Here is a 23,603-nt window from a genome sequence, read left to right as displayed (position 1 = left end):
CCATGATGATGACCCTGGGCTGGTTCGTGTTTATGCGCTCGACTCTCGCCCCCCTCTCACAACAAGACGACCGGGCATGGCGCCATCCGGGCAATAACCGGATCGGTGCTCGCCCGGGCTATCAGTACCTCGGCCCGGATGACGAAACCACCACCTTCAGCGGGGTGCTACTCCCCGAGCTGACCGGCGGCCCCGTCTCCCTCGATATGCTCAACCAGATGGGCGACAGCGGCCAGGCCTTCCCCCTGATCCAGGGCGACGGCGTGATGCGCGGCTCCTTCGTGATCGAGGGTATTAGCACCACCAGGAGCGAGTTCTTTGCCGATGGCACCGCCCGAAAAATCGAGTTCACCATCAAGCTCAAGCGGGTCGATGACAACGACAGCTCCCTCGGCAACACCTTGCTGGGCCGCACCGCGGGCAACCTGTTCGGCCGCCTAGGAGTGGGCAAGCTGATGGGCAGTGTCGGTGGCAAACTCGGGGGGATCCTGTGATGGACGCCTTCAACCAGTTCGGCAGCCGCCTGGCCGAGAATATGGGTATCACCAACCCGCTCGATGCCCTGCGCCAAGGCCATCCGGTACCGGCTTACCAAGTGCTGGTTGATGGCCGTGACATCTCTGCCGCCATCCGCCCGCGCCTGATGTCGATGACCATCACCGACAACCGGGGCTTTTCGGCCGACACTATCGAAATCACCCTCGATGACAGCGATGGCCAGCTCGACATGCCACGCCGAGGGGCCACCCTTCGCGCCTTAATCGGCTGGCAGGGCAGCGCATTGGTCGACAAGGGCACTTACAAAATTGACGAGGTAGAACACAACGGCGCCCCCGATGTGCTCACCATCAGGGGCAAGTCAGCCGACTTGCGCGGCGGCATGAACAAACTACGCGAGCGCAGCTGGCATCAAACCACCATCAGCAGCATCGTCGAACAAGTCGCCGCCCCCTACCTGCTCACCCCCTGCGTCGGTGACTCACTCAAGGGGCAACTGATCGACCACATCGACCAGACCAACGAGAGCGATCTCGCCTTCCTTACCCGCCTGGCTGGCCAGTGCGATGCCATCGCCACCGTCAAATCTGCCAGACTGATGTTCATCAAGGCGGGCCAGGGCACCACCGCCAGTGGCCAGCCGCTGCCGGCCATCACCATCAGCCGCCAAGATGGCGATCAGCACAGGTTCTCTGTAGCAGACCGCGACGCTTACACCGGCGTGACCGCCTACTGGCAAGACCACAAAGCCGCCGAGAAAAAGAAAATCGAGGTGAAACGCAAGAGGAAGACCAAGCCAAAAGAAGCACGCCCCCTGCCGCCAGGTGTCGTCGTCAACAAGAAGGAGAACGAGCTGCTGGTCGGCAGCAGCGAGAACGTCAAGGAACTGCGCCACGTCTACGCCAACCAGGCCAACGCCATGCGGGCCGCCCGGGCCGAGTGGGAAAAGCTGCAACGCGGCGTGGCGGAGTTCCAGATCACCCTGGCCAAGGGACGCGCCGAGCTATATCCGGAACAACCCACCACTGTCAGGGGCTTCAAACCCGACATCGACGCCGCTCCCTGGCTACTCACCCAGGTAGTCCACGACCTCACCAACCAGGGTTACACCAACCGCCTGCAACTCGAAGTGAAGCTGGAAGAACTGCCAGAATGAAAAATGGCGGCAGGGCCGAAGCCCTGCCGCCATTCTCGATCATCAAAAAACCTGTCGCCACTTTGTCGCCATTCAAATATGCAGCTCTTTATAGATATTCATAACAACATGAAAAATAACGGAAATAATGCCAGCTAACAAGGAATCCTAAAGAGCGTAGAATTTCTTAGGCATGCTATCGATCTCGACAAGTTATTTTAAAACAGATGAACACTTGAAATTTATTACCTGCCAACGCTCGTCCCCGGAGTGATACCACAGGGTCCTGCACCAAATTCAGCTTGCACTCGATCCCGCTCGGGCTAAGTCAGCCGGGCCGGAAACGAACAAAAATAGAGAGGCAATCTGGGCTCACCATGACAACGCATCGCAAGGGATGGGCATGGACAGGCTATTGGGCGGCTATGTTAGCACCCTTTCCCGGTGAAAAGGTTGGCAAACGTATGCCTTTTTATCAGCAAACCGGAAGGTGAGTATCGTTTGATGCCGCCCTCTGGGCTCAGTGATCGGCGAGGAAGGGGGCGCTGTTCAGGCAGCCTTGGCAGGGAAACGAGACGGGGATGAGGGCAGCCCAAGGGGATATGGCGTTCATCAAGAGAAGAAGGCATAAATGACGGGCAAAAAAAAGCAGGTGGAGGAGACCTCACGCCTGCTGTTTTCTCTACCTGGGTCCATGGCGCTCGCCTCTGGGCCCTATCGCCGCTTAACGACGATTGACAAAGGCATTCGGATAGCTGAAGCCCTGGGTGTAGAGAGAGGGGGTAAACCAATAAGTTGCGCTACTGCCTGACATATAAACTCCTGATTGCTTAACAAGTTACGTACCTTTATGCGGGCTTGAATCCTTAAGCTGACACTCGGTTCCATGGAGGCGCACTTGCTTTGCTTCGGTTCCCTGGAGGCACTTCTCGTCATCCTGACAGTGGTGGAGACCACGGAGGACAATTTACCAGCATCATCGTAAAACTCAATATTTTTGTGATGTGAGTCACAAAAATAAATCACCAGTTTTGGGCGTCACACCAGCTTGCCAGCCTGGCCAAGGCGAGTGACGGCCATGATTTGTGCTGATCGCTCACAGTTTTACGGGATTGACTGTATTATCGTTACCCTCTTCATCAGGCCCTGGTGGGCCCGGTTATTTCCCGTGCTGGTAAGGAGTCTGACGTGGCACCTCTTAGTTCTCTATCTCCCAAACTGATTTGGCACTTCTTCGAACAGATCTGCGCCATTCCCCATCCCTCCAAGCATGAGGCCAAGCTCAGTGCCTGGATCACCGAATGGGCCCTGAGTGAAGGGCTGGCGGTCAAACAGGATCCCGTGGGCAACCTCATCATCAAAAAGCCCGCCACCCCAGGCATGGAGAACCGCAAAGCCGTGGTGCTGCAAGCCCACATGGACATGGTGCCCCAGGCCAATGCCGACACCCAGCACGACTTCGCCACCGATCCCATCGATGCCTACATCGATGGTGACTGGGTCACCGCTCGCGGCACGACCCTCGGCGCCGACAACGGCATGGGCATGGCTGGCTGTCTGGCCGTGCTGGCCGACAAGAGCATCAAGCATGGTCCGCTGGAAGTGCTGCTGACCACGGACGAAGAGACCGGCATGACCGGCGCCTTCGGCCTGGAAGCGGGCTGGCTGGAAGGCGAGATCCTGCTCAACACGGATTCAGAAGAAGATGGCGAGGTCTACATGGGCTGCGCCGGTGGCGTGGATGCCAATATCCGCTTCCCCCTGGAGCAGGTTGCTGCCGGTGAGGGCGCAGGTTTCGAGCTGCACGTGAAGGGACTGCGCGGCGGTCACTCCGGGGTCGACATCCACCGTGGTCGTGGCAACGCCAACAAGCTGCTGGTACGCCTGCTCAAGGCGGCGGAGCCCCTGGGCGTGCGCCTTGGCGATATCAGCGGCGGCACCCTGCGCAATGCCATTCCCCGCGAAGCCCGGGCCAAGCTGCTGGTGCCCGCAGCCAGTGTCGCGGGCTTCAAAGCCCTGGTCGACCAGTATGCAGGTATCTACCAGAGCGAGCTGGCCGCCGTCGAGGCAAACCTGACGGTCTTGCTGCAAGAGCAGGATGCCCCGACCAAGCTGCTCTCTGACGATCTGCAGCGCCGCCTGCTCGACGCCCTGATCGCCTGCCCGAACGGGGTGATGCGCATGAGCGATGCCATCCCGGGGGTGACCGAGACGTCGACCAACCTGGGGGTCATCAAGACTCTCGACAACGAAGTCTATGTCCAGTGCCTGATCCGCTCCCTTCATGACACGGGTCGCGAGAGCGTGGAGCAGATGACCCGCTCCCTGTTCAGCCTGGCTGGCGCCAGCTGCGAGTTCACCGGTGCCTATCCGGGCTGGGCACCGAACGTCAACTCCCCCGTGATGGCGCTGGTGCGAAACAGCTACCAGACCCTGTTCGGCGACCTGCCCAATGTCATGGTGATCCATGCCGGTCTGGAGTGCGGCCTGTTCAAGAGCGCCTACCCGGATTGGGACATGGTCTCCTTCGGCCCGACCATCCGCGGCGCCCACGCGCCGGGCGAGAAGGTGCACATCCCGGCGGTCGAGCGCTTCTGGCAGCTGCTGGTCCATGTGCTCGAGCAGATCCCTGCCAAATAAGACCCAGGCAGTCCAACATGCCCCGCCTGGTGCGGGGCATGATCCAAGCCCCACTCATCTCTTCGCCCTCTCCCCCCGCCTCTCCTGCTGCTTTTTGCTGACTCACGGACCGCAGCGGCTGCCCTGCTGCCCTGCTGCCCTGCTGCCCTGCTGCCCTGCTGCCCTGCTGCCCTGCTGCCCTGCTGCCAAGATTTTCCCCCTGAACCGGCCTGCAACCGCTTTCTGAAAACCTATCCATGAACCGACTTGCACAGGAAAACCTTTTCCAGGAGTTTTGTTGTTTAATTACCTCAAAATTTGATCTGCATCACATTAATCGCTAGGATTGAACCGTGACCTTTGTCACAGAAACATCCCAGACAACAGAGCGACGAGGTGAATCATGTTTGAGAACCTGGCAGTGCTGTTCCACCTTAAAGGTGCCACCAGCAAGAAAAAAGGCCGTGTTGAAAAAGACACTTATGCCCCGGCCACTCGTAACTACTACTTCCGTTACGGTGCCTAATCACAACGGCAATCATGTCGTTATTAACCAACAAAATACCTATCAATACCACACACAGCCGCCATGCCATCCGGCACGGCAGTCCTGCCCAGGCCTCTGTGCGCACGCACTCCCAGGCCGAACCTGAACGCTACCAATGAAGATGGGGCCCACGGGCCCCATTTTTTAATTCCCTTGCCCCCGGCTCCCTCATCTCCAGGCTCTCATCCTTCAGATCACCTTTCCCAGTGACATCGGATCCTGCGTCGGCACCTCCTGAAGCGGCAGCGGGAAGTGGCAGGCCACCAGATGGGTCTCTCCCGCACAGGGGTCTAGCTTGGGTGACTGGCTGCGACAGCGTTCACCGGCATGGGGGCAACGCTGATGAAAATGGCAACCTGGGGGGGGTGAGATGGGCGAAGGCACATCCCCGCTCAGCAAGATCCGCTGGTTGCGGCGCCGCGGATCCGGCACCGGAATGGCGGAGATCAGCGCCTGGGTATAGGGGTGGCGCGGGTTGCGGTACAGCTGCTGGGCCGGGGCTATCTCGACGATGCGCCCCAGGTACATGACGGCGATCCGGTCCGAGATATGCTTCACCACCGACAGGTCGTGGGCGATGAAGATGAGGGCCAGGTTCATCTCCCGCTGCAGGGTCAGCAACAGATTGATGATTTGCGACTGCACCGACACATCCAGCGCCGACACCGCCTCGTCGCAGACCAGCAGCTTGGGCTTGAGCGCGATGGCGCGCGCGATGCCGATGCGCTGACGCTGCCCCCCTGAAAACTCATGGGGAAAACGATCCGCCGCCGTCTCGGGCAGCCCGACCTTGCCGAGCAGCTCTCGCACCCACAGCTGGCGCTCACTGCGACTGCCCTTGCCGTGAATAATGAAGGGCTCTTCCAAAATCTGGCCCACGGTATGGCGACCATTGAGGGATTCTGCAGGATCTTGAAAGACGATCTGCATCTCCTGGCGCAGGGATCGCATCTCCCGGGCGCTCAATCCCGTGATATCCCTCCCCTCGAAACAGATTTGCCCCGCCGTGGGTTCGAACAGCTTGAGCAGGGAGCGACCCAGGGTCGACTTGCCACAGCCAGATTCCCCTACCAGCCCCAGCGTCTCCCCTTGCTTGAGATCGAAGCTGATGCCATCCACCGCGTAGACGGTGTACTTCTTCTGCAGCAGGCCGCCGCCCATGACGAAGTGCTGCTTGAGCCCTTTGACACTCAACAGTGGCGTCATACCCGGATCTCCTTCCAATGATGGCAAGCCACGGCGTGCCGGTTTTGAAGCTGCTCCATGGGCGGCACCTGACTGATGCAGATGTCGCTGGCATGGGGACAACGGTTGGAGAAACGGCAACCCGCCGGCATCTCAAAGAGTGCAGGCACCTGGCCCTTGATGGTGTTGAGCAGGGTCTTGGGCTCATCTTCCAGGCGAGGGATCGAGTTCATCAGGCCATGGGTATAGGGGTGATGGGGCTGCTCGAACAGGTCAAATATCTGGGCGCGTTCCACCGCGCGCCCGGCATACATGACCACCACCTCGTCACACAGCTCGGCCACGACCCCGAGATCATGGGTGATGAAGAGAATGGCCATCCCTGTCTGGGCTTGCAGCTCCTTCATCAGCTCCAGGATCTGGGCCTGAATGGTGACATCCAGCGCCGTGGTCGGCTCGTCACAGATGAGCAAGTCCGGCTCGCAGGAGAGCGCCATGGCGATCATTACCCGCTGGCGCATGCCGCCAGAGAGGTTATGGGGATAGACATTGAACCGCGTCTCGGGCTCCGGCATCCCCACCTTGCGCAACATGGCGATGGCGGCCTCCTTACGCTGGGCCTTGCTGTACGCAGGCCTGTGCAGGGTGAACACCTCTACCAGCTGGGCGCCTATGGTCTTGACCGGGTTGAGTGCCGTCATCGGCTCCTGAAAGATCATGGCGATCCGATTGCCGCGCACCTTGTACATCTGCTCCGGACTTAAATTGAGCAGCTCCTCCCCCTGAAAATTGATGGATCCCGCCACCACCTGACCGTGAGGCTTGGGCAGCAGTCCCATGATGGCCAGGGAGGTGACGCTCTTGCCGCAGCCAGACTCGCCGACTATCCCTAAGGTCTGGCCCGCCTGCACCTTGAAGCTGACGCCGTCCAGCACCTTGATCTTGCCGTCATCGACACTGAACTCCACCTCAAGATCCCGAACGTCCAGGATGGGCACCTTGCTTATCGACATCTGACTCACCCTCTCAACTGCGTGCATAGGTCTTGTCGACCATGTCTTGCGAGGGCAGGCTCTCGCCCGCATCCCTGGCCTGTCTGGTCTCTTCCTTTGCCTTGGGATCGAGCCAGAGCAAGCCACCACTGCTATAAGGGTAACCGTCCATCGGCCAATAGAGCTGATCCGGCGAATTTCGGGTGGCAGGCACCTCGGGCAACATCACATAACGCCAGGCACTGGCCCGCACATAGTTGAGCTGGGCACCGGGCACGAAGATGGCCAGATCGTAGATGCGCTGCTGAATTTGCTGGGAGAGCTTGGCACGCTTGTCGGTGTCGAACTCGCTGCCATAGGTATCGATCAGGGTATCGAGCGCCTTGTCCGCCACATTGAAGAAGTTGTTGGTCTGCGGCTTGTTGGCATTATCCGAGTGGAAGAACTCCCAATATTGCGGATAGAGGCCACCGCCACCCCAGCCAAGCCAGGCCGCCTCATGCTTCTTCTCCAGCATCACCTTGAAGCCGGTCGCGCCATCGACCAGGTTGAGCTCCAGATCCAGACCCGCCTTCTTGGCCTCTTCCTTGAGCGCGGTCAGCCGTTTGGTATGCTCAGTGGTGGCATAGGTGATGGCCAGACTGAGCCGCTCCCCCTTGCCATTTTGCAAGATACCGTCCGGTCCCGCCTTGTCGAATCCACCCTTGGCAAAGTAGTCACGGGCCTGATTGATGTCATAGGTACGCTCGGGTAAGGCAACCTCGGTGAAGGCACCAAAGCCTGAGTCAAAGGTGGTGGCGCGCTGATAGTCGCCATAGAGCACCGTCTTGATCATCTTGTCGATGTTGAGGGCGTGCTGGATGCCGAGCCGGACATTGATATCGGCCAGCTTGGGATTGGCAATGTTGAGGTGCAGCCCCTGAGCGCCCTGCTTGGTGTCCGTCATGGCCATCACCTTCTTGACCAGCCCCTGCTTGTACTCCTGGGTGTTGGCCTTCTCGTGCCACCAGTTCGGCAGCAGCATCTCGAAGCTGTCAAACTCCCCCTTCAGGAAGTGGCGAAAGGCGATGTTGCGATCACGAATGACCTGCACCTTGATGGTATCGACGTTGAATCTGTGCTGGTTGTAGCGATCGCTTTGGGCCCACCACGCCTTCTGCTTGCTGAAGGTGATGGACTTGCCCTTCTTGACCTCTGTCATCACATAGGGCCCTGTGGTCGGTACCACGGCCCAGTTGTACTTCTTCACCCAGTTCTCATCGAGGGTGTAATAGTGTTTGGGTTGCGGCCACAGCTCAGTGGTATTGAGCAAGTCCAGTTTGGCCTTGGGGTTACCGGCCTTGACCAGGATGGTGTGCGCATCAATCTTCTCTACCGCCACCACCTCGGTGGTGTAGTAGTTGTTAAACCAGGGGCCCTTGATGTGCTTGGATCGCATCATCTCGTAACCGAAGGTGTAGTCATCGGCGGTGACCGGCTTACCATCGGACCACTTGGCGCGGGGATCCAGCTTGAAATAGACGGTCTGATTGTCAGGGGCGATGGCCCATTGAGTCGCCAGCGACGGAATGGGGTTGCCGGTATTGGGATGAAAACTGATCAGCCGCAGCTGGTTATCCAGGATATAGGAGCGGAAGGCGCCATTGGAATCAGGCCCTACGGTGCGAAAGGTCAGCGGAAAACTGTCGACAAACATATTGAAGGTGCCGCCCGGCAGCGCCTTGGCAGAAGCAAACTGGGGATCCTGATCATTGGTCTCCCAGACCAGCCCCTCCGGCAACGTCGCCGCCCACACCCATTGCCCGTTCACCAGCAGGAAGAGGGCCCCTATCCATTTCATCTTGTTGTTCATCTTGACCTCCTGGTCACTGCATCCCTGCACGGGGCACTGATTGATAACGGGTAACATTCACAAGGTGCGCCCGCCTCTGCAGAGGCGTGGCGACCACTCATTGATAACGGGTAAATTTACGAGGATCGAAGGCTTCACGCACCGCCTCCCCGATGAAGGAGACCATGATCAGCACCAGACTCACCGCCACCACCACGGAGCTGACGATCCAGATGGCATCCAGATTGTTGATGCCCTGGGAGAGCAGCTCTCCCCAGCTGGGGGTCGGCGGCGCCAACCCGAAACCGAGGTAATCGAGCGCCGTCAGGGTCGAGATGTTGCCGACCACGGCGAAGGGCGCCAGGGTCACTATCATCACCAGGGTATTGGGCAGTATGTGGTTGAAGATGATCCGCTTGGTGCTGGCACCCTGGGCCCGCGCCGCCATCACATAGTCTCGCGCCCGCTCCTTGTAGGTGAGGGTACGCATGTACCAGGTGATCCCCATCCAGCCGAACAGCACGTTGATGCCGACAAAGAGGCCGAAGTTGGGCTTGGCCAGGGAGACCAGGATCATGATGACGTAGAGGAAAGGCACCTGGGACCAGATCTCGATAAAGCGCTGCAAGAAGAGATCAAACTTGCCGCCCAGAAACCCCATCATGCAGCCAATGCTGACACCGATGAGGTAACTCGCCACCAGGACGATGAAGGCAAACCCGATGGCGATGCGAAAACCGTACACCAGCCGCGCCAGCACATCGCGACCACTGGTGTCGGTGCCGAGGAAGTGGCGATCCGCCAGGCTGGGGGCGTAGGGCGGGTAGACATCTTGCTTGAAGTCTTGCTCGTAGGGATTCCAGGGCACCGGGGGCAGCAGCACCCAGTTTCCGTTGTTCTCCTGCTCGAACTTGCCCTGCAGCTGCCGGTAATTGGTCTCGTATTGGTAATCCAGCCCGAAGTGCTGGCCCGGGATCACGTCGCCATAAGTGGGGAAGTAGAGCTCCCCCTGATAGTTCACCACCAGCGCCCGGCTGTTGACCAGCAGCTCCGCCAGCAACGCCAGCATCACCAGGGTTGAGAAGATGATGAAGGAGTAGTAACCCCGCTTGATGGACTTGAAACGCTTGAGCTTCTTTAGCGTGACCGGATTCAGATTCAAGTTCATGATCATTCTCCAAACCGCACGCGGGGATCGACGGCCGGCATCACCACGCAGATATCGGCAAGGGTCATGCTGCTTGGCATCGCCATGATATTAAGGACAAGGTTCATGATCATTCTCCAAACCGCACGCGAGGATCTACGAGGGCAACGCAAATATCCGAGACGATATTGCCCACCAGCATCAGCATGGAAGTGATGGCGAGTATGCCCATGACGGTGGGGTAATCCCGCTCGACGATGGCCTCGTAACCGAGCAGACCGATGCCGTCGATGTTGAATATGGTCTCAATCAGGAAGGAGCCGCCGAAGAAGACGGTGAGCACCGACCCCAGGTGGCTGGCGATGGGGATCAGGCTGTTGCGCATGGCGTGATCGGTCACCGCCTTGCGAAACGGCAGCCCCTTGGCCACGGCGGTGCGCACATAATCCGCCGACAGGTTCTCCATCAGGCTGTTTTTCATGGTCATGGTGAGGATGGCAAAGTCGCCGATGGCATAAGCGATAAGCGGCAACAAGGCGTGGGAGAAGACGACCACTATCTTGTCCCAGCTGCTCTCCATGTACTCGAAGTCATCGCCAGGGAAGCCCCCCATGGGCAGCCACTCCAGGTGAAACGCGAAGACGGTGATGAGGAAGATCCCCACCACATAGGCGGGCAAGGCATAGGCCATGTAGATGAGCATCGAACTGATGGAGTCGAAACGGCTGTTGTGTTTGAGCGCCTTGGCCACCCCGAGCGGGATGGAGACCGCATAGCTGAGCAGGAAGGTCGCCAGCCCGAAGAAGGCGGTGACGGGTAGCCTGTCCTTGATGAGATCCCAGACCGGCTCGTAGTAACGGGTCGACTCCCCCAAGTCCAGCACCACCAGCTTCTGCAGCCACTCCCAATAAGCGATCAGCATCGGCTTGTCGAGACCATAGAAGGCCTTGAGTTCCTCGATCTGTTCGTCGGAGAGGGCCTGGCCGCCTTTGCTGCCGCTGGATCGCCCGGATTCATTTTGCGAGACCTGAGCTTGCAACAGCATGCGCTCGACCGGGCCGCCCGGTACGAAACGGGTGACGGTGAAGACCAGCAGCGTGATGCCTAGAAACGTCGGGATGATCAAAAGCATCCGACGTAAGAAATACGACAGCATGGTGGGTTAAACCTCGTCCTTGTTGTTATTGTGTGGCCAGTCATTTCCTGTGACTGGCCTCTCCTTCCTGGCACGACAAGCTGGATTGACTGGCAATTTGACAAACAATCCGCTCGGCCACTGTAAAACCTCTGCAACAAAAATCAAGTAAAACGAGCCCTTGGTCTCCTCTCATCCCCTTGCATGTCGCAACAGTGTAAATCACTGCACTTTTTTTGCTGAAAACTTAAATTCGAAATAAAAAACCACTATTAAAAAAAATATTTAAAGAATTTAAGTTTTGTTTCATTCATGTGACCAAAGAACAGAAGACGCATAAAATCAACAGGTTAATCCAGATCATTAAAATAGCTATAAAGAAGCAATAGACAGCCACCTCATCTGACCAGCCAATCTATTTATCGGGTCACCCTCGACACTCAGTAGTTAAAAATATCGTGAACGGCTGGAAAAGTGAGATGAAACTCAACAAGACCCCATCGTTAGTAATAAGTTCCGCATTAATCAAATACTTCACCAACAAGCGCATTAACATTACATTAACCTTTCATTTTGACATGCGTCAGAATATATAACTAAGAAAACGTTGTGCATTTAATATTGTGCCGCCACAAAACGCGATCTCCCCATACAGTGCCCATCAATTGACTCCCGCCGCCAAAACTTGATAAGCCTTACGCACTGCTCCAACGAGGGCGGTTCAGGAAGCAAACAATAAACAACCAGGAAGGATATAAGCGATGCTTAGGAAAAGCAGGATCTCTGCTGCCATCGCGTTCGCGTTGGCGAGCGCAGCAGCAGTAGTGGCCCCCTCTGTCTATGCCGAAGAAGAGGGCCAATCCGTTGAACAGCTGCAGAAAATCAAGGTCACTGGCTCACGCATTTCCCGCGTCGATGTCGAAGGCTCCACCCCTGTCGTCTCCGTCAGCAAGGCCCAGATAGAACAATCCGGCCAGCAAACCGTCGCTGACTACCTCAAGCAGGCCTCCTACAACTCCTTCGGCGGCGTCTCTCCCTCTTCGGGCAGCTCCTTCCAGTCCCAAGGCACCGTCGGCCTGCGTGGCCTGGGGTCAGAGCGAACCCTGGTACTGCTCAACGGCAAGCGGGTCGCGGGCTCCCCCACCATGGGTGGCACCGCCATCAACCTCAACACCATCCCCATGGCGGCCGTTGAGCGGGTCGAAGTCAACCTGGACGGCGGCTCCGCCATCTATGGCTCCGACGCCATCGGCGGCGTGATCAACGTCATCCTCAAGCAAGACTACGAGGGTCTGCAATTCCAGGGTCGTCTCGGTAGCCCGTCTGAAGACGGCGGTGACGAGAAGAGCGGCTCCGTCATGGCCGGTATCACCGGGGAGAAAGGCTCCCTGATGGCCGTCTATGAGCACGACAAGAAAGACATCATCTACTCCCGGGATCGCGACTATCTCGTCAAGCAGGGCAAGGAGGCGCCGAGCGCCTATGGCCGCAACGTCGAGGGCGTCACCGGGGTAGACGGCAATGGCGATGCCCAGTGGAAATATGGTCCCCTGGCGGGCGCCACCGATGCCAATGGCACCTGCAAAGAGCCCTTCACCAACTTCGATGGCGGCTGTAACTATGACTACGGTCAGGTCGCCGCCAAGACGGCTTCGCGCAGCCGGGATACCCTCTATCTCAACGGCCGTTATCACATCAACGACAGCGTCGACTTCGTGCCGCAGATAGTCGCCTCCCGGGTCGAGAGCTTCGGGCGCTTCGCCCCGGCAGCAGGCTCCTTCACCGTGGATGCGGCCAACCCGAAAAATGCCGCCTTCTACCAGCAAAATGGCCTGGATGCCGCCGCCACCGAGAGCCTGGGGGAAGCCGCCTACGTCTACTATCGCTTCAACAACGTCGGCACCCGCGACAACCTGGTCACAGATACCACCGGCAGCCTCAACCTGGCGTTCGAGGGCACCCTGCCCACCGAAGCGGTCGGCGATCTGATCTGGAACGCCGGTTACATGTACTCCAAGACCGACAACAAGGAGAACGGTACCGGTTACGTGCTGGCCCCCGCCGCCCAGCAGGCGGTTGCCGATGGCAAGTTCGTCAATGGCGAGTTTGATGCTGACACCACGGCCTCCATGGCTGCCGATACCAGCCGCCGCGCCACCATGGACTTCTACCAGTGGTATGCCGGTGTGCAGTGGGACATGGGCGAACTGCCAGCCGGCCCGGTCAGCTGGTATGCGGGCGCCGAGTACAACGACTGGGTCTATGCCGACAAATATGATTCCCAATCGGAAGCGGGCAACATCATAGGGTCGTCCGGCAACTCCTCGGGGGGCGATCGCAACGTCACCGCCGTCTATGTGGAGACCCTGATCCCGATACTGGAAGAGGTCGAGCTGAGCGTCGCCGGTCGCTATGACAAGTACAGCGACTTTGGCAGCGCCTTCTCCCCCAAGGCCAGCCTGCGCTATCAGCCCCTGGACAACCTGATGTTCCGCACCTCCTGGTCGCAATCCTTCCGCGCCCCCAGCCTGCAGGATCTCTATGCTGCGGACTCTTATTCAGCGGACTGGGCCAAGGATTACGTCTACTGCCAGAACAACGGCATCTCGGCGGCCGACTGCCCGAACCAGCAGTACAATACCACCCGAACCTCTAACGAGGAGCTGCAGGAAGAGACGGCCAACACCTTGAACTTCGGTGCCAGCTACAGCCCAATCGACGACCTGAACTTCTCCCTGGATTACTACATCATCAAGATTGAGGATGTCATCCAGCTCAACTCCACCCAGTCCATCATCTATGACGAGCTGAACAACGGCGGCTCCAGCCTGGTCGAGCGCCGCAGCGACGGCAAGATCCGCAATGTCACCTCTCCCATGGTCAACCTGGGGGATCTGAACACCAGCGGCCTGGACTTCAAGGCGGATTATCGCTACGACCTGAACTTCGCCACCATCCGCTATGACTTCGGCAGCACCTACATCCTGGAGTACAAGGAAGGTCTCTACGCCGGTGGCCCAGAGATTGACAAGATTGGCCAGAACGGCAAGCCGCAACTGCGCTTCAACTCAGGGGTCGGCGTGAACGTGCCCCAGTGGTGGAACATGGATACCTATCTGAGCGCGAACTACATCGACTCCCAGAGCCAGGACTATCTCGCCGACAGCGGTGAAGAGACGGGCCACATCGCCTCCAACACCACCTGGAACCTGAACGTCGGGGTTGATACTCCCTGGGATGGCAAGCTGCAGGCCGGTGTGAAGAACATGTTCAACCGTATTCCATCTCTCGAGAGCGATGGCTTCACCTATGACGAAGACATCTACAGCATCGACGGTCGCATCTACTACCTCGACTACACCCAGAAGTTCTGATCCCTGTGCTGACATAACAGTAAGCCGGCCCCCGGGCCGGCTTTACCCAAGGTCCAAAGAAGTAACGGAGATAGGGTAATCCTATGAAAACAAGGACGATTACAATGAAGAAAGCGCTTCTGGGCAGCCTGATCTCGGCCGCTCTGTTGACCAGCTTCAACCTGAGTGCCGCCACCGCAGGCCAAGCCGTGGACACCCAGGCCGCCACCGACAATGCCTCGAAAGTGTCTCAGCAAAAGATTGATAGCTACGCCGAAACCGCAGAATCCGCCCTGGCCCAGTACAAGGCGAGTCTGCGTCAACTCGACAGCCTGCACGTCTATAACGAGCAAGTCGGCAAGATGGTCGACTCCCAGAGCAGCGAGCTGGCCTCGATGCAGCGCCAGATAGCCCAGATCGATCAGACCAGCACCGAAGTGGTGCCGTTGATGCTCAAGATGATCGACGCCCTCGATCAGTTCGTCAGCCTGGACTTGCCATTCCAGAAAGTGGAGCGGGAAGACAGGGTGGCCGCCCTGACCCACCTGATGGACAGGGCCGATGTCACCATCTCGGAAAAATACCGCAAGATCCTCGAGGCTTACCAGATCGAAGAGGGCTTCAGTCGCACCATAGAGGCCTACAAGGCCAGTCTGGAAAAAGATGGCGCCCAGAAGACCTATGAGTTCCTGCGCGTCGGCCGCATCGCCCTGCTCTACCAATCCCCGGACGGGATGGAGACTGGGGTATGGAACAAACAGACCCGCCAGTGGGAAGCCCTGCCCCAGGAGTATCGCAGTGCAGTTGAACAAGGCCTTCGCATCGCCAAGAAGCAGGCTCCTCCTGCCCTGATCAAGTTGCCGGTTCACACTGCGGAGAAAGCATCATGAAAGGACTCAGACTTACCATAGCCTCGCTGATAGCGGGTGCCGCCCTGTTTACTCTGCCAGTCACCGCCGCCGAGAAGCCGGTGGATCTCAATGCCCTGCTGAGCCAGATCAAGGCCGACAGCCTGACCGAATCTCAGCTCAACAAGGAGCGGGAGGCCCGCTTCCTGGCCGACAAGAACGAACAGGCCAATTTGCTGGCCAAGGCCAAGGCGGATCTCGCCGCCGAGACCGCCAAGGGCGATCGGCTCAAGGCCAGTTTTGACGCCAACGACAAGCAGCTGACCGAGCTGACCGAGACCCTGCGCCAGCGCGCCGGCAACATGGGGGAGATGTTCGGTGTGGTGCGTCAGTTCGCTGGCGAGTTCAAGGGCATCTTCAACGCCTCGCCGCTGCGGGTCGAACATCCCGATCAGGCGCCGCTGCTGACCAAGCTTGCCGATAGCAAGGAGCTGCCCTCCAGCCAGGAACTTGAAGCCTTCTGGACCACCATCCTCAGTCGCATGGTCGACGCGGGCAAGGTGAGCCAGATCCCGGCCACCGTCGTCTACGGCGAAGGGAGCCAGGCTGATAAAACCGTCACCCAGATTGGCGAGTTCAATACGGTCGCCGATGGCAAGTACCTGAACTTCGTCCCCGAAACCGGCAAGTTTGAAGAGCTCTCCCGTCAACCGGACAGCAAGATGACCTCCCTCATCGCCGACTTCGAGCAGGGCGGCGCCGGGCTTGAACCCATCTATGTGGATCCGTCGCGCGGCGTCATCCTCTCCCTGCTGGTGCAGTCCCCAACCCTGGCCGAGCGCATCGATCAGGGCGGCGTGGTCGGTTACGTCATCCTGGCGCTGGGCGCCGTTGGCCTGCTGATCGCCCTGTTCTGCGGTGCCCGTCTCTCCCTCATCGGCGGCGCCATGCGCAAGCAGATGAAGTCAGACTCCATCATCAAGGGCAACCCGCTGGGTGAGATGCTGACCGCCTATCAGGGCCACAAGGGCGACAACATCGAAGATCTGGAGTCCAAGCTCGACGAGGTGATACTGCGCCATGTGCCTACCCTGGAGAAGGGCGTGAGCATCATCAAGCTGATCGCCTCGGTCGCCCCCCTGCTGGGTCTGTTGGGGACAGTGGTCGGCATGATTGCCACCTTCCAGGCCATCACCCTGTTCGGTACCGGCGATCCCAAGCTGATGGCCGGCGGCATCTCCGAGGCCCTGGTTACCACCATGCAAGGTCTGGTGGTCGCGGTGCCCATGCTGTTCCTCTACACCGTGGTGCAGACCCAGAGCCGTCGCCTGATCCAGATCCTGGAAGAGCAGAGCGCGGGTTTCGTGGCCCGTTATCAGGAAGGTCTGCACGCCGCCAAAGCAGCAGCCTAAGGAGGCTTCCATGTGGTTCTGGTTGATTGAGGAAGTGGAATCCATCCGGCGCTTTCTGGGCATGGGGGGAGATGTGCTGGTCGCCATCTTCTTCCTCACCCTGTTGATGTGGGCCCTGTTGCTCGAGCGCTGGATCTATTTTCTGACCGTCTACCCGCAGCAAGCCAGGGGAACCCAACAGACCTGGCTGGCCCGCAGTGACCATGGATCCTGGTCTGCCAAGCAGATCCGCCGTGAACTGGTCTCCCGGGTTGCCCTGGCGGTGGACAAGGGGATGCCGGTCATCAAGGTGTTGATCGCCCTCTGCCCGCTGATGGGCCTGCTTGGTACCGTGGTCGGCATGGTGCAGGTGTTTGACACCCTCGCCATCACGGGCACGGGATCGCCGCGGGCCATGGCCTCCGGCATCTCCAAGGCCACTATTCCGACCATGGCGGGCATGGTGGCCTCCCTCTCGGGTCTGTTCTTCGCCAGCCGCCTCGAGCACAAAGGCAGGCTCGCGGTCGACAAACTGGAAGACAGCCTGAAGCACGGTTGAATCAGGGAATGATCCGGTGGCGAAGCCAGGCTTCGCCACCCGCGACAAGCAAGGAGTTTTTGCTATGAGAAAGCGTCACAGCGCAAGCAGCGCAGACGAGGCGGCGATCGATATGACCCCCATGCTGGACATAGTGTTCATCATGCTGATCTTCTTCATCGTCACCACCTCGTTCGTCAAGGAGGCCGGGGTCGAGATCAATCGCCCCAGCGCCAATACCGCCGAAACGGTCAAGAAGGGCAACATCATGGTGGCCGTGCGTGAGAACGGTCAGGTCTGGGTCGACAAGCGTCAGGTCGAGGTGGGCGCGGTGCGTGCCAACATCGAGCGGCTGCGTGCCGAGAACCCGGAGGGCGCCGTGGTGATCCAGGCCGATACCGAATCCAAGTCCGGTATCGTGGTGGAAGTCATGGATCAGATCCGCATGGCCGGGGTGCAGAACATCTCCATCGCGGCCAACAAAGAAGGCTGATGCCAGGGGTCACCAATGAGATACCTGATATCCTTCGCAGCCGCTTTTCTGGTGGTATTCGGCCTGTTCTGGGGAATGGACAAGCTGGTTAACCAGGATCGCCGGGAGCTGTTGGAACAAGACGACGTCAGCATGGTCGATTTTGTCCGCCTCAAGCCCCAGGAGACGCTGCAAGAGAAACAGAGAGAACTGCCCAAACCGCCGCCGCCCAAGCGCCCGCCACCTCCTCCCGAGATGGAAGTGTCGAGCCCGGACAAGCCGCAGATGCAGACCATGGCCATGGACATGCCCAAGCTGGACTTGCCGGTCAACATCGCCGGGGGCAATGCCCTCGGCGCCTACAGCACCGGTGGCGGTGGGGGTGGTCTGGGCGGCAATAACGGTGCCATACCACTGGCAACCTTCGAACCCATGATGCCACGCAAGGCCGCCTTGGCGGGCCTGGCATCGGGCAAGGTGCTGCTGGAGTTTACCGTTACCGAACGGGGCACCGTCAGCAATGTCCGGGTCGTCAAGGAGCAGCCCCGCAGCTACGACCTCGGCAAAGAGGCCCGTAAAACCGTGGCCAAGTGGACATTCAAACCGGCCATGGTCGATGGCAAGCCGCAGGCGAGTCGCATGCAGCAAGAGATCGAATTCGCGGTCAACTAAGGAAGGTGGCGATGAACAAATTACACAAGGGGATCTTGGCCCCGGTCGCCCTGGCCGTGTTGATGAGCACAGCCAGCTGGGCCGCCGAACAACCCTCCCTCTCTGACCGCGCCTACCGCGCGGTCAACAAGGCTCAGGAGCTGATTGCCGCCAAGAAATATGGCGAGGCCAATGCCAAGCTGCAGGAAGCCCTGTCAGGGGCTGGCGAGAAGGTCTATGACAAGGGGGTGATACTGCAAACCCTGGGCTTCGTGGCGGCCCAGCAGGATCAATACAGCAAGGCGACCAAATACTTCGCCGATGCCATTGCGACCGGCGGTCTCCCCCAACCCGTGGCCCAGCAGGTGCGTTACAACCTGGCCCAGCTTTATATGGCCGATGGCAATTTCAAGGGGTCCGTGACGACCATGAAGGAGTGGTTTGCCAACCTTGGCAAGGATGACAAGCCAACCCCCCATGCCTACATCACCCTGGCCAATGCCCATGTCCAGCTCAAGCAGTATCGGGACGCCATACCGGCAGTGGACAGTGCCATCAAGCTGTCGGCGGGCAAGGCGCCGGAATCCTGGTATCTGCTCAAGATGGGGGCCCACTACGAGCTGAAACAGTACAAGCCAGCCACCGAGGTATTGACTACCCTGGTCGGCATGTTCCCGGAGAAGAAGAAGTACTGGACCCAGCTCTCGGCCATGTATATGCAGGCGGGTAATGATGCCAAGGCGCTGTCCGCCCTGGAGAGCGCCTATCGGCTTGGCATGTTGACCGAGCAGGCCGAGTTGCTGCGCCTGGCCAACTACCTCGCCTTCGCCGGCATTCCCCATCGCGGCGCCCGCGTACTGGAGCAGGCCATGAAGGCGGGTCAGGTCGAGCGCAGCGTGGCGAACCTCAAGACCCTGGCCAACTACTGGCATCAGGCCAAGGAGCTCAACCCGGCCATCGATACCATGATGACGGCCTACCGCCAGGCGCCCAACGCCGAGCTGCAGCTCAAGATGGCGCGCATGATGATCCAGAGCAAGCGCTATCAGGATCTGGTCGCCCTGGCGGGCAAGCCGGCGGGCAATGCCAGCGGTGAGCAGCGGGCCGACCTCAAGTTCCTGACCGGGGTCGCCTACTTCGAACAGGACAAACCCCAGCAGGCGCTTACCGCCTTTACCCAGGCCGCCCAGAATGGCCAGGTCAGCGGCCGTGCCACCCCCTGGATAAGCTTCCTCAAGGAGCAGAGCCAGGAGGCAAACAGCAGCCAGACCCAATAGCCCCCGAGGGAATTGCCTCTCTCACCTGTTCCAGGTGACCTGAACCGCTCTTCGGAGCGGTTTTTTTATAGGGAATATCCGACTATGGATATCCATATTTTAGACGTCTAGACGTAGAAACACGCATTGACATAGCCATCCAGACATCTTAGCATCATCCACCATGATGACAGAGCAAACCCAGTGTAACCTCTGCCCAATTTACCCGCCTGTAGCGCCCTGTGCTTTAAGGCTTTGGCACGGAAGAATCCATGATCAAGTTGAATGCCCTCAACAAAGTCTACGGGAAAGGCAGTGATGCCGTACACGCCCTGCGTGACGTGAGCCTGCATGTACCCCAGGGCAAGATTTTCGGTGTGATAGGTGCCTCTGGCGCCGGCAAGAGCACCCTCATTCGCTGCGTCAACCTGCTCGAGCGCCCCACCAGTGGCCAGGTCGTGGTCGATGATCAGGACTTGACCGCCCTCGGCGAAGCCGAGCTGACCCTGGCACGCCGTCAGATCGGCATGATTTTCCAGCACTTCAACCTGCTCTCTTCGCGCACCGTCTTTGCCAATGTCTCCTTCCCCCTGGAACTGGCCGGTTGGGACAAGGCCCGCATCAAGGGCCGGGTCGATGAGCTGCTGGCCCTGGTTGGCCTGGAGGCGCGCGCCCATGCCTATCCGTCCGAGCTCTCCGGCGGTCAGAAACAGCGAGTCGCCATCGCCCGTGCCCTGGCACCTGCCCCCAAGGTATTGCTGTGCGATGAGGCCACCTCGGCCCTGGATCCCCAGACCACCCGCTCCATCCTGACCCTGCTCAAAGAGATCAACGTCAAGCTGGGACTGACCATATTGCTCATCACCCATGAGATGGATGTGGTGAAAGGCATCTGCGACGAGGTCGCCATCATCAGTGACGGCAGTCTGATTGAGCAGGGCGAGGTCGCCTGGTTCTTCAGCAACGCCAAGACCCAGCTGGCCCGCGATTTTATCCACTCCACCATCCACCTAGATGTGCCTCAGGAGTACCAGGACCGCATGACCCCGACCCGGGTTGCCGACAGCTATCCGCTGTTCAAGCTCGGTTTCACCGGTGCCAGCGTCGACAGCCCGCTCATCTCCGAGGTGAGTCGCCGTTTCAATGTCGACATCAGCATCCTGGCGGCGGACATCGAATACGCCGGGGGCGTCAAGTTCGGCTTCCTGCTGGCCGAGGTATTTGGGGACGAGGCCCAGTGCGCGGCCACCCAACAGTTTTTCATCGACAACCATATACAGCTGGAGGTAATGGGTTATGTCCGACGCCATGACTAGCCCGCTGTTCACGGCTCCTGGGGCCAATCAGACGTACGCCTTGATCAACATTCGCATTCAGCTGGAGGTAATGGGTTATGTCCGACGCCATGATTAATCTGCTCATCACGGCGCTGGGCGACACCCTTGTCATGGTGTCAGCCTCGGCCCTGTTCGGTTGCCTGCTCGGCCTGCCCCTGGGCGTCGCTCTCTATGTGACCAAACCGGGTCAGATCCTGGCCAACCCGCTGTTGAACCGCCTGCTTGGCATCGTGGTCAACATAGGTCGCTCCGTGCCCTTCATCATACTGCTGGTCGCCATCATACCGCTGACCCGACTCATCGTCGGCACCAGTATCGGCACCATAGCGGCCATAGTGCCGCTGACCATAGGCGCCGTGCCCTTCATCGCCCGCCTGGTGGAAGGGGCCCTGATGGAAGTGCCGGATGGCCTGCTCGAGGCCGCCAAGGCCATGGGCGCCAAGCCGCTGCAAATCATCACCAAGGTGTTGCTGCCCGAGGCCCTGCCCGGCATCCTCAACAGCGTCATCATCACCCTCGTCACACTCGTGAACTACTCCGCCATGGCCGGTGCCATCGGGGGGGGCGGTCTGGGTGATGTGGGGATCCGTTACGGCTATCAGCGTTTCGACCCAACCGTCATGCTGGTCACCGTGGCCATTCTGGTGGTACTGGTTCAACTCATCCAGAGCGCAGGTGAGCGTCTGGTCAAGCAATGCGATCATCGCTGAGCATCGATTTCTAAACAGGAGGTTTTTATGAAATTAGGCATTAAATCCATCGCGGCGGCCCTGCTGGCTGGCCTGGTACTGACCGCTTGCGGCCAGAAAGAAGAGAGCCAGACCCTGAAAGTGGGCGCCATCGCCGGTCCCGAGACCGAACTTATCGAGACTGCCGCCAAGATTGCCAAGGAAAAATATGGTCTGAACGTCGAAGTGGTGACCTTCTCCGACTATGTCACCCCCAACGTGGCCCTGAACGATGGCAGCATCGACATCAACGCCTTCCAGCACAAGCCTTACCTGGATGCCCAGATCCGTGATCGCGGCTTCAAGCTGGTGCCGGTCGGCAACACCTTCGTCTACCCGATTGCCGGTTACTCCAAGAAGATCAAAGCCCTGAGCGAACTGAAAGATGGCGACCAGATTGCCGTCCCGAACGATCCGACCAACCTGGGCCGCTCCCTGACCCTGCTGGAGAAACAGGGTCTGCTGACTCTGAAAGAGGGCGCCGGTCTGGAAGCGACTGTGCTGGACATCACGGCCAATCCACGCAACTTCAAGATTGTCGAACTGGAAGCCGCCCAGCTGCCGCGCTCCCTGGAAGATGTCTCTCTCTCCATCATCAACAACACCTTCGCCGGTCAGATTGGGCTGACCCCGACCCAGAATGGTCTCTTTGTTGAAGATAAAGAGTCCCCCTACGTCAACCTGATCGTCGCCCGTGAAGACAACAAGGATGACGAGAAGGTCAAACAGTTCGTGCAAGCGTTCCAGACCGATGAGGTTTACCAGAAAGGCATGGCGCTGTTCAACGGCGGACTGGTCAAGGGCTGGTAAGCCACCCGCCACACCAGCAAAAAAGGCCACGTCAACGTGGCCTTTTTTATCGCTGCCGCTATCATAGCCTCGGGCACGATCACGATAAGAAATAACAAGCATGAAACTATGGTATCTGGCCTACTGCAAGCCCAAGGAAGAGGCGCGCGCACGAGTCCATTTGGCAGCTCAGGGCATTGAATCCTATTACCCCATGGTGGAAGTCGAAAAGCTGCGCCGTGGCAAACGCGTGCCGGTGCGCGAGCCCATGTTCCCGAACTACCTGTTCATCTATGTGGACCTCGAGGAGGTCACTCCGGTGACCCTCAAATCGACCCGGGGCATCAGTCGCATCATCCACTTCGGTCGGGAGTGGACCCCCATTTCCAGCCAATTGGTCTACCAGCTGATGAGCAAAGATGACAGCGATGAGGCGAGAGCCAGCTATGCCTGCCTGCCGAATCAGGGCGACAAGGTGCTCATCGAGTCAGGTCCCCTGGCAGGATTCGAGGCCATCTATCTGGAACCGGACGGCGAGAAGCGGGCCATCTTATTGGTCAGCCTGCTCAATCAGGAAACCAGCAGCAGCTTCGACAACCAGGCCTTTCGCCGTCTGGACTGACATAAATCCCGATGACGAGAAGCGCACCCTCTCTGCTGGTCGGCCTGCTCAACCAGGAAACCAGCAGCAGCGTCGACAACCAGGCCTTTCGCCGTCTGGACTGACATAAATCCCGATGACGAGAAGCGCACCCTCTCTGCTGGTCAGCCTGCTCAACCAGGAAACCAGCAGCAGCTTCGACAACCAGGCCTTTCGCCGTCTGGACTGACATAAATCCCGATGGCGAGAAGCGCACCCTCTCTGCTGGTCAGCCTGCTCAACCAGGAAACCAGCAGCAGCTTCGACAATCAGGCCTTTCGCCGCCTGGACTGACATAAATCCCGATGACGAGAAGCGCACCCTCTCTGCTGGTCAGCCTGCTCAACCAGGAAACCAGCAGCAGCGTCGACAACCAGGCCTTTCGCCGTCTGGACTGACATGAATCCCGATGGTGAGAAGCGCACCCTCTCTGCTGGTCAGCCTGCTCAACCAGGAAATCAGCAGCAGCGTCGACAATCAGGCCTTTCGCCGTCTGGACTGATAGCGCCCC

General features: G+C 59.0%; 20 protein-coding genes and 1 pseudogene. 16 read left to right on the top strand and 5 right to left on the bottom strand.

The window, feature by feature from the left end; genetic code table 11:
- The first annotated feature begins 2 nt into the window (after positions 1-2).
- The 4 genes from KYK33_RS04580 (at position 3) to KYK33_RS20115 (ending at position 4,778) form a co-directional block, all read left to right on the top strand.
- Entirely contained in the window at positions 3-494 is a 492-nt protein-coding gene (locus KYK33_RS04580; protein WP_224432159.1) for a phage tail protein, read from the top strand.
- Positions 494-1,654 (top strand): phage late control D family protein, encoded by a 1,161-nt coding sequence (locus tag KYK33_RS04575; RefSeq protein ID WP_224432158.1) that lies wholly within the window; start codon positions 494-496, stop codon positions 1,652-1,654. Before KYK33_RS04580 ends, KYK33_RS04575 begins: the two co-directional genes overlap by 1 nt.
- Positions 1,655-2,821: 1,167 nt before the next feature.
- Entirely contained in the window at positions 2,822-4,273 is a 1,452-nt protein-coding gene (locus KYK33_RS04570) for an aminoacyl-histidine dipeptidase (protein ID WP_224432157.1), read from the top strand.
- 382 nt (positions 4,274-4,655) lie between these two features.
- Positions 4,656-4,778, top strand: coding sequence for a hypothetical protein (locus KYK33_RS20115; RefSeq protein WP_263480009.1), 123 nt, complete (start codon positions 4,656-4,658; stop codon positions 4,776-4,778).
- Between the two features lie 210 nt (positions 4,779-4,988).
- On the opposite strand, the gene KYK33_RS04565 is transcribed toward KYK33_RS20115, so the two are convergent.
- The 5 genes from KYK33_RS04565 to KYK33_RS04545 all read right to left on the bottom strand — a co-directional run bounded on the left by KYK33_RS04565 (position 4,989) and on the right by KYK33_RS04545 (position 11,110).
- The gene (locus KYK33_RS04565) at positions 4,989-6,005 is read right to left on the bottom strand and encodes an ABC transporter ATP-binding protein (protein ID WP_224432156.1); all 1,017 of its coding nucleotides are present in this window, start codon (positions 6,003-6,005) and stop codon (positions 4,989-4,991) included.
- Positions 6,002-6,997 (bottom strand): ABC transporter ATP-binding protein, encoded by a 996-nt coding sequence (locus KYK33_RS04560; RefSeq protein WP_224432155.1) that lies wholly within the window; start codon positions 6,995-6,997, stop codon positions 6,002-6,004. Before KYK33_RS04560 ends, KYK33_RS04565 begins: the two co-directional genes overlap by 4 nt.
- 13 nt (positions 6,998-7,010) lie before the next feature.
- Positions 7,011-8,828, bottom strand: coding sequence for an extracellular solute-binding protein (locus KYK33_RS04555; RefSeq protein ID WP_224432154.1), 1,818 nt, complete (start codon positions 8,826-8,828; stop codon positions 7,011-7,013).
- 97 nt (positions 8,829-8,925) lie between these two features.
- A complete protein-coding gene (locus KYK33_RS04550; RefSeq protein ID WP_224432945.1) occupies positions 8,926-9,969 on the bottom strand; it encodes an ABC transporter permease in 1,044 nt (347 codons plus the stop codon).
- 115 nt (positions 9,970-10,084) lie between these two features.
- A complete protein-coding gene (locus tag KYK33_RS04545; protein ID WP_310504100.1) occupies positions 10,085-11,110 on the bottom strand; it encodes an ABC transporter permease subunit in 1,026 nt (341 codons plus the stop codon).
- A 740-nt stretch (positions 11,111-11,850) separates the two neighbouring features.
- Between KYK33_RS04545 and KYK33_RS04540 the strand changes: the two genes are divergently transcribed.
- From KYK33_RS04540 to KYK33_RS04480, 12 genes and pseudogenes are all read left to right on the top strand, one after another.
- Entirely contained in the window at positions 11,851-14,463 is a 2,613-nt protein-coding gene (locus tag KYK33_RS04540; protein ID WP_042039779.1) for a TonB-dependent receptor plug domain-containing protein, read from the top strand.
- A 104-nt stretch (positions 14,464-14,567) separates the two neighbouring features.
- Positions 14,568-15,332, top strand: a complete 765-nt coding sequence (locus tag KYK33_RS04535) for a DUF3450 domain-containing protein (RefSeq protein WP_042039781.1) — start codon at positions 14,568-14,570, stop codon at positions 15,330-15,332.
- Positions 15,329-16,702, top strand: a complete 1,374-nt coding sequence (locus tag KYK33_RS04530) for a MotA/TolQ/ExbB proton channel family protein (protein ID WP_224432152.1) — start codon at positions 15,329-15,331, stop codon at positions 16,700-16,702. The genes KYK33_RS04535 and KYK33_RS04530 overlap by 4 nt, the downstream gene beginning before the upstream one ends.
- A 10-nt stretch (positions 16,703-16,712) precedes the next feature.
- Complete coding sequence (locus tag KYK33_RS04525; protein ID WP_042039784.1) at positions 16,713-17,240, top strand: MotA/TolQ/ExbB proton channel family protein; 528 nt, start codon at positions 16,713-16,715, stop codon at positions 17,238-17,240.
- 64 nt (positions 17,241-17,304) lie between these two features.
- The gene (locus KYK33_RS04520) at positions 17,305-17,712 is read left to right on the top strand and encodes an ExbD/TolR family protein (RefSeq protein WP_005892521.1); all 408 of its coding nucleotides are present in this window, start codon (positions 17,305-17,307) and stop codon (positions 17,710-17,712) included.
- A 15-nt stretch (positions 17,713-17,727) separates the two neighbouring features.
- Positions 17,728-18,363, top strand: a complete 636-nt coding sequence (locus tag KYK33_RS04515) for an energy transducer TonB (RefSeq protein ID WP_042039786.1) — start codon at positions 17,728-17,730, stop codon at positions 18,361-18,363.
- Between the two features lie 11 nt (positions 18,364-18,374).
- Positions 18,375-19,619: a tetratricopeptide repeat protein gene (locus tag KYK33_RS04510; protein WP_224432151.1), complete on the top strand. Its 1,245-nt coding sequence runs from the start codon at positions 18,375-18,377 to the stop codon at positions 19,617-19,619.
- Between the two features lie 251 nt (positions 19,620-19,870).
- Positions 19,871-20,914, top strand: a complete 1,044-nt coding sequence (gene metN / locus KYK33_RS04505; protein WP_224432150.1) for a methionine ABC transporter ATP-binding protein MetN — start codon at positions 19,871-19,873, stop codon at positions 20,912-20,914.
- Between the two features lie 77 nt (positions 20,915-20,991).
- Positions 20,992-21,645: a methionine ABC transporter permease gene (locus tag KYK33_RS04500; protein ID WP_042039789.1), complete on the top strand. Its 654-nt coding sequence runs from the start codon at positions 20,992-20,994 to the stop codon at positions 21,643-21,645.
- A 27-nt stretch (positions 21,646-21,672) separates the two neighbouring features.
- The gene (gene metQ, locus KYK33_RS04495; RefSeq protein ID WP_224432149.1) at positions 21,673-22,473 is read left to right on the top strand and encodes a methionine ABC transporter substrate-binding lipoprotein MetQ; all 801 of its coding nucleotides are present in this window, start codon (positions 21,673-21,675) and stop codon (positions 22,471-22,473) included.
- A gap of 100 nt (positions 22,474-22,573) precedes the next feature.
- Positions 22,574-23,074, top strand: a complete 501-nt coding sequence (gene rfaH / locus KYK33_RS04490; RefSeq protein ID WP_042039791.1) for a transcription/translation regulatory transformer protein RfaH — start codon at positions 22,574-22,576, stop codon at positions 23,072-23,074.
- A 209-nt stretch (positions 23,075-23,283) separates the two neighbouring features.
- A pseudogene (locus tag KYK33_RS04480) lies at positions 23,284-23,386 on the top strand (transcription/translation regulatory transformer protein RfaH); the annotation flags it as partial.
- Between the last annotated feature and the right edge of the window lie 217 nt (positions 23,387-23,603).

Origin of the sequence: Aeromonas rivuli (assembly GCF_020149575.1) — a bacterium.
GTDB lineage: Bacteria > Pseudomonadota > Gammaproteobacteria > Enterobacterales > Aeromonadaceae > Aeromonas > Aeromonas rivuli.
Note: the sequence above shows the minus strand (reverse complement) of the source record. Positions and strands in the feature narration are given on the sequence as shown.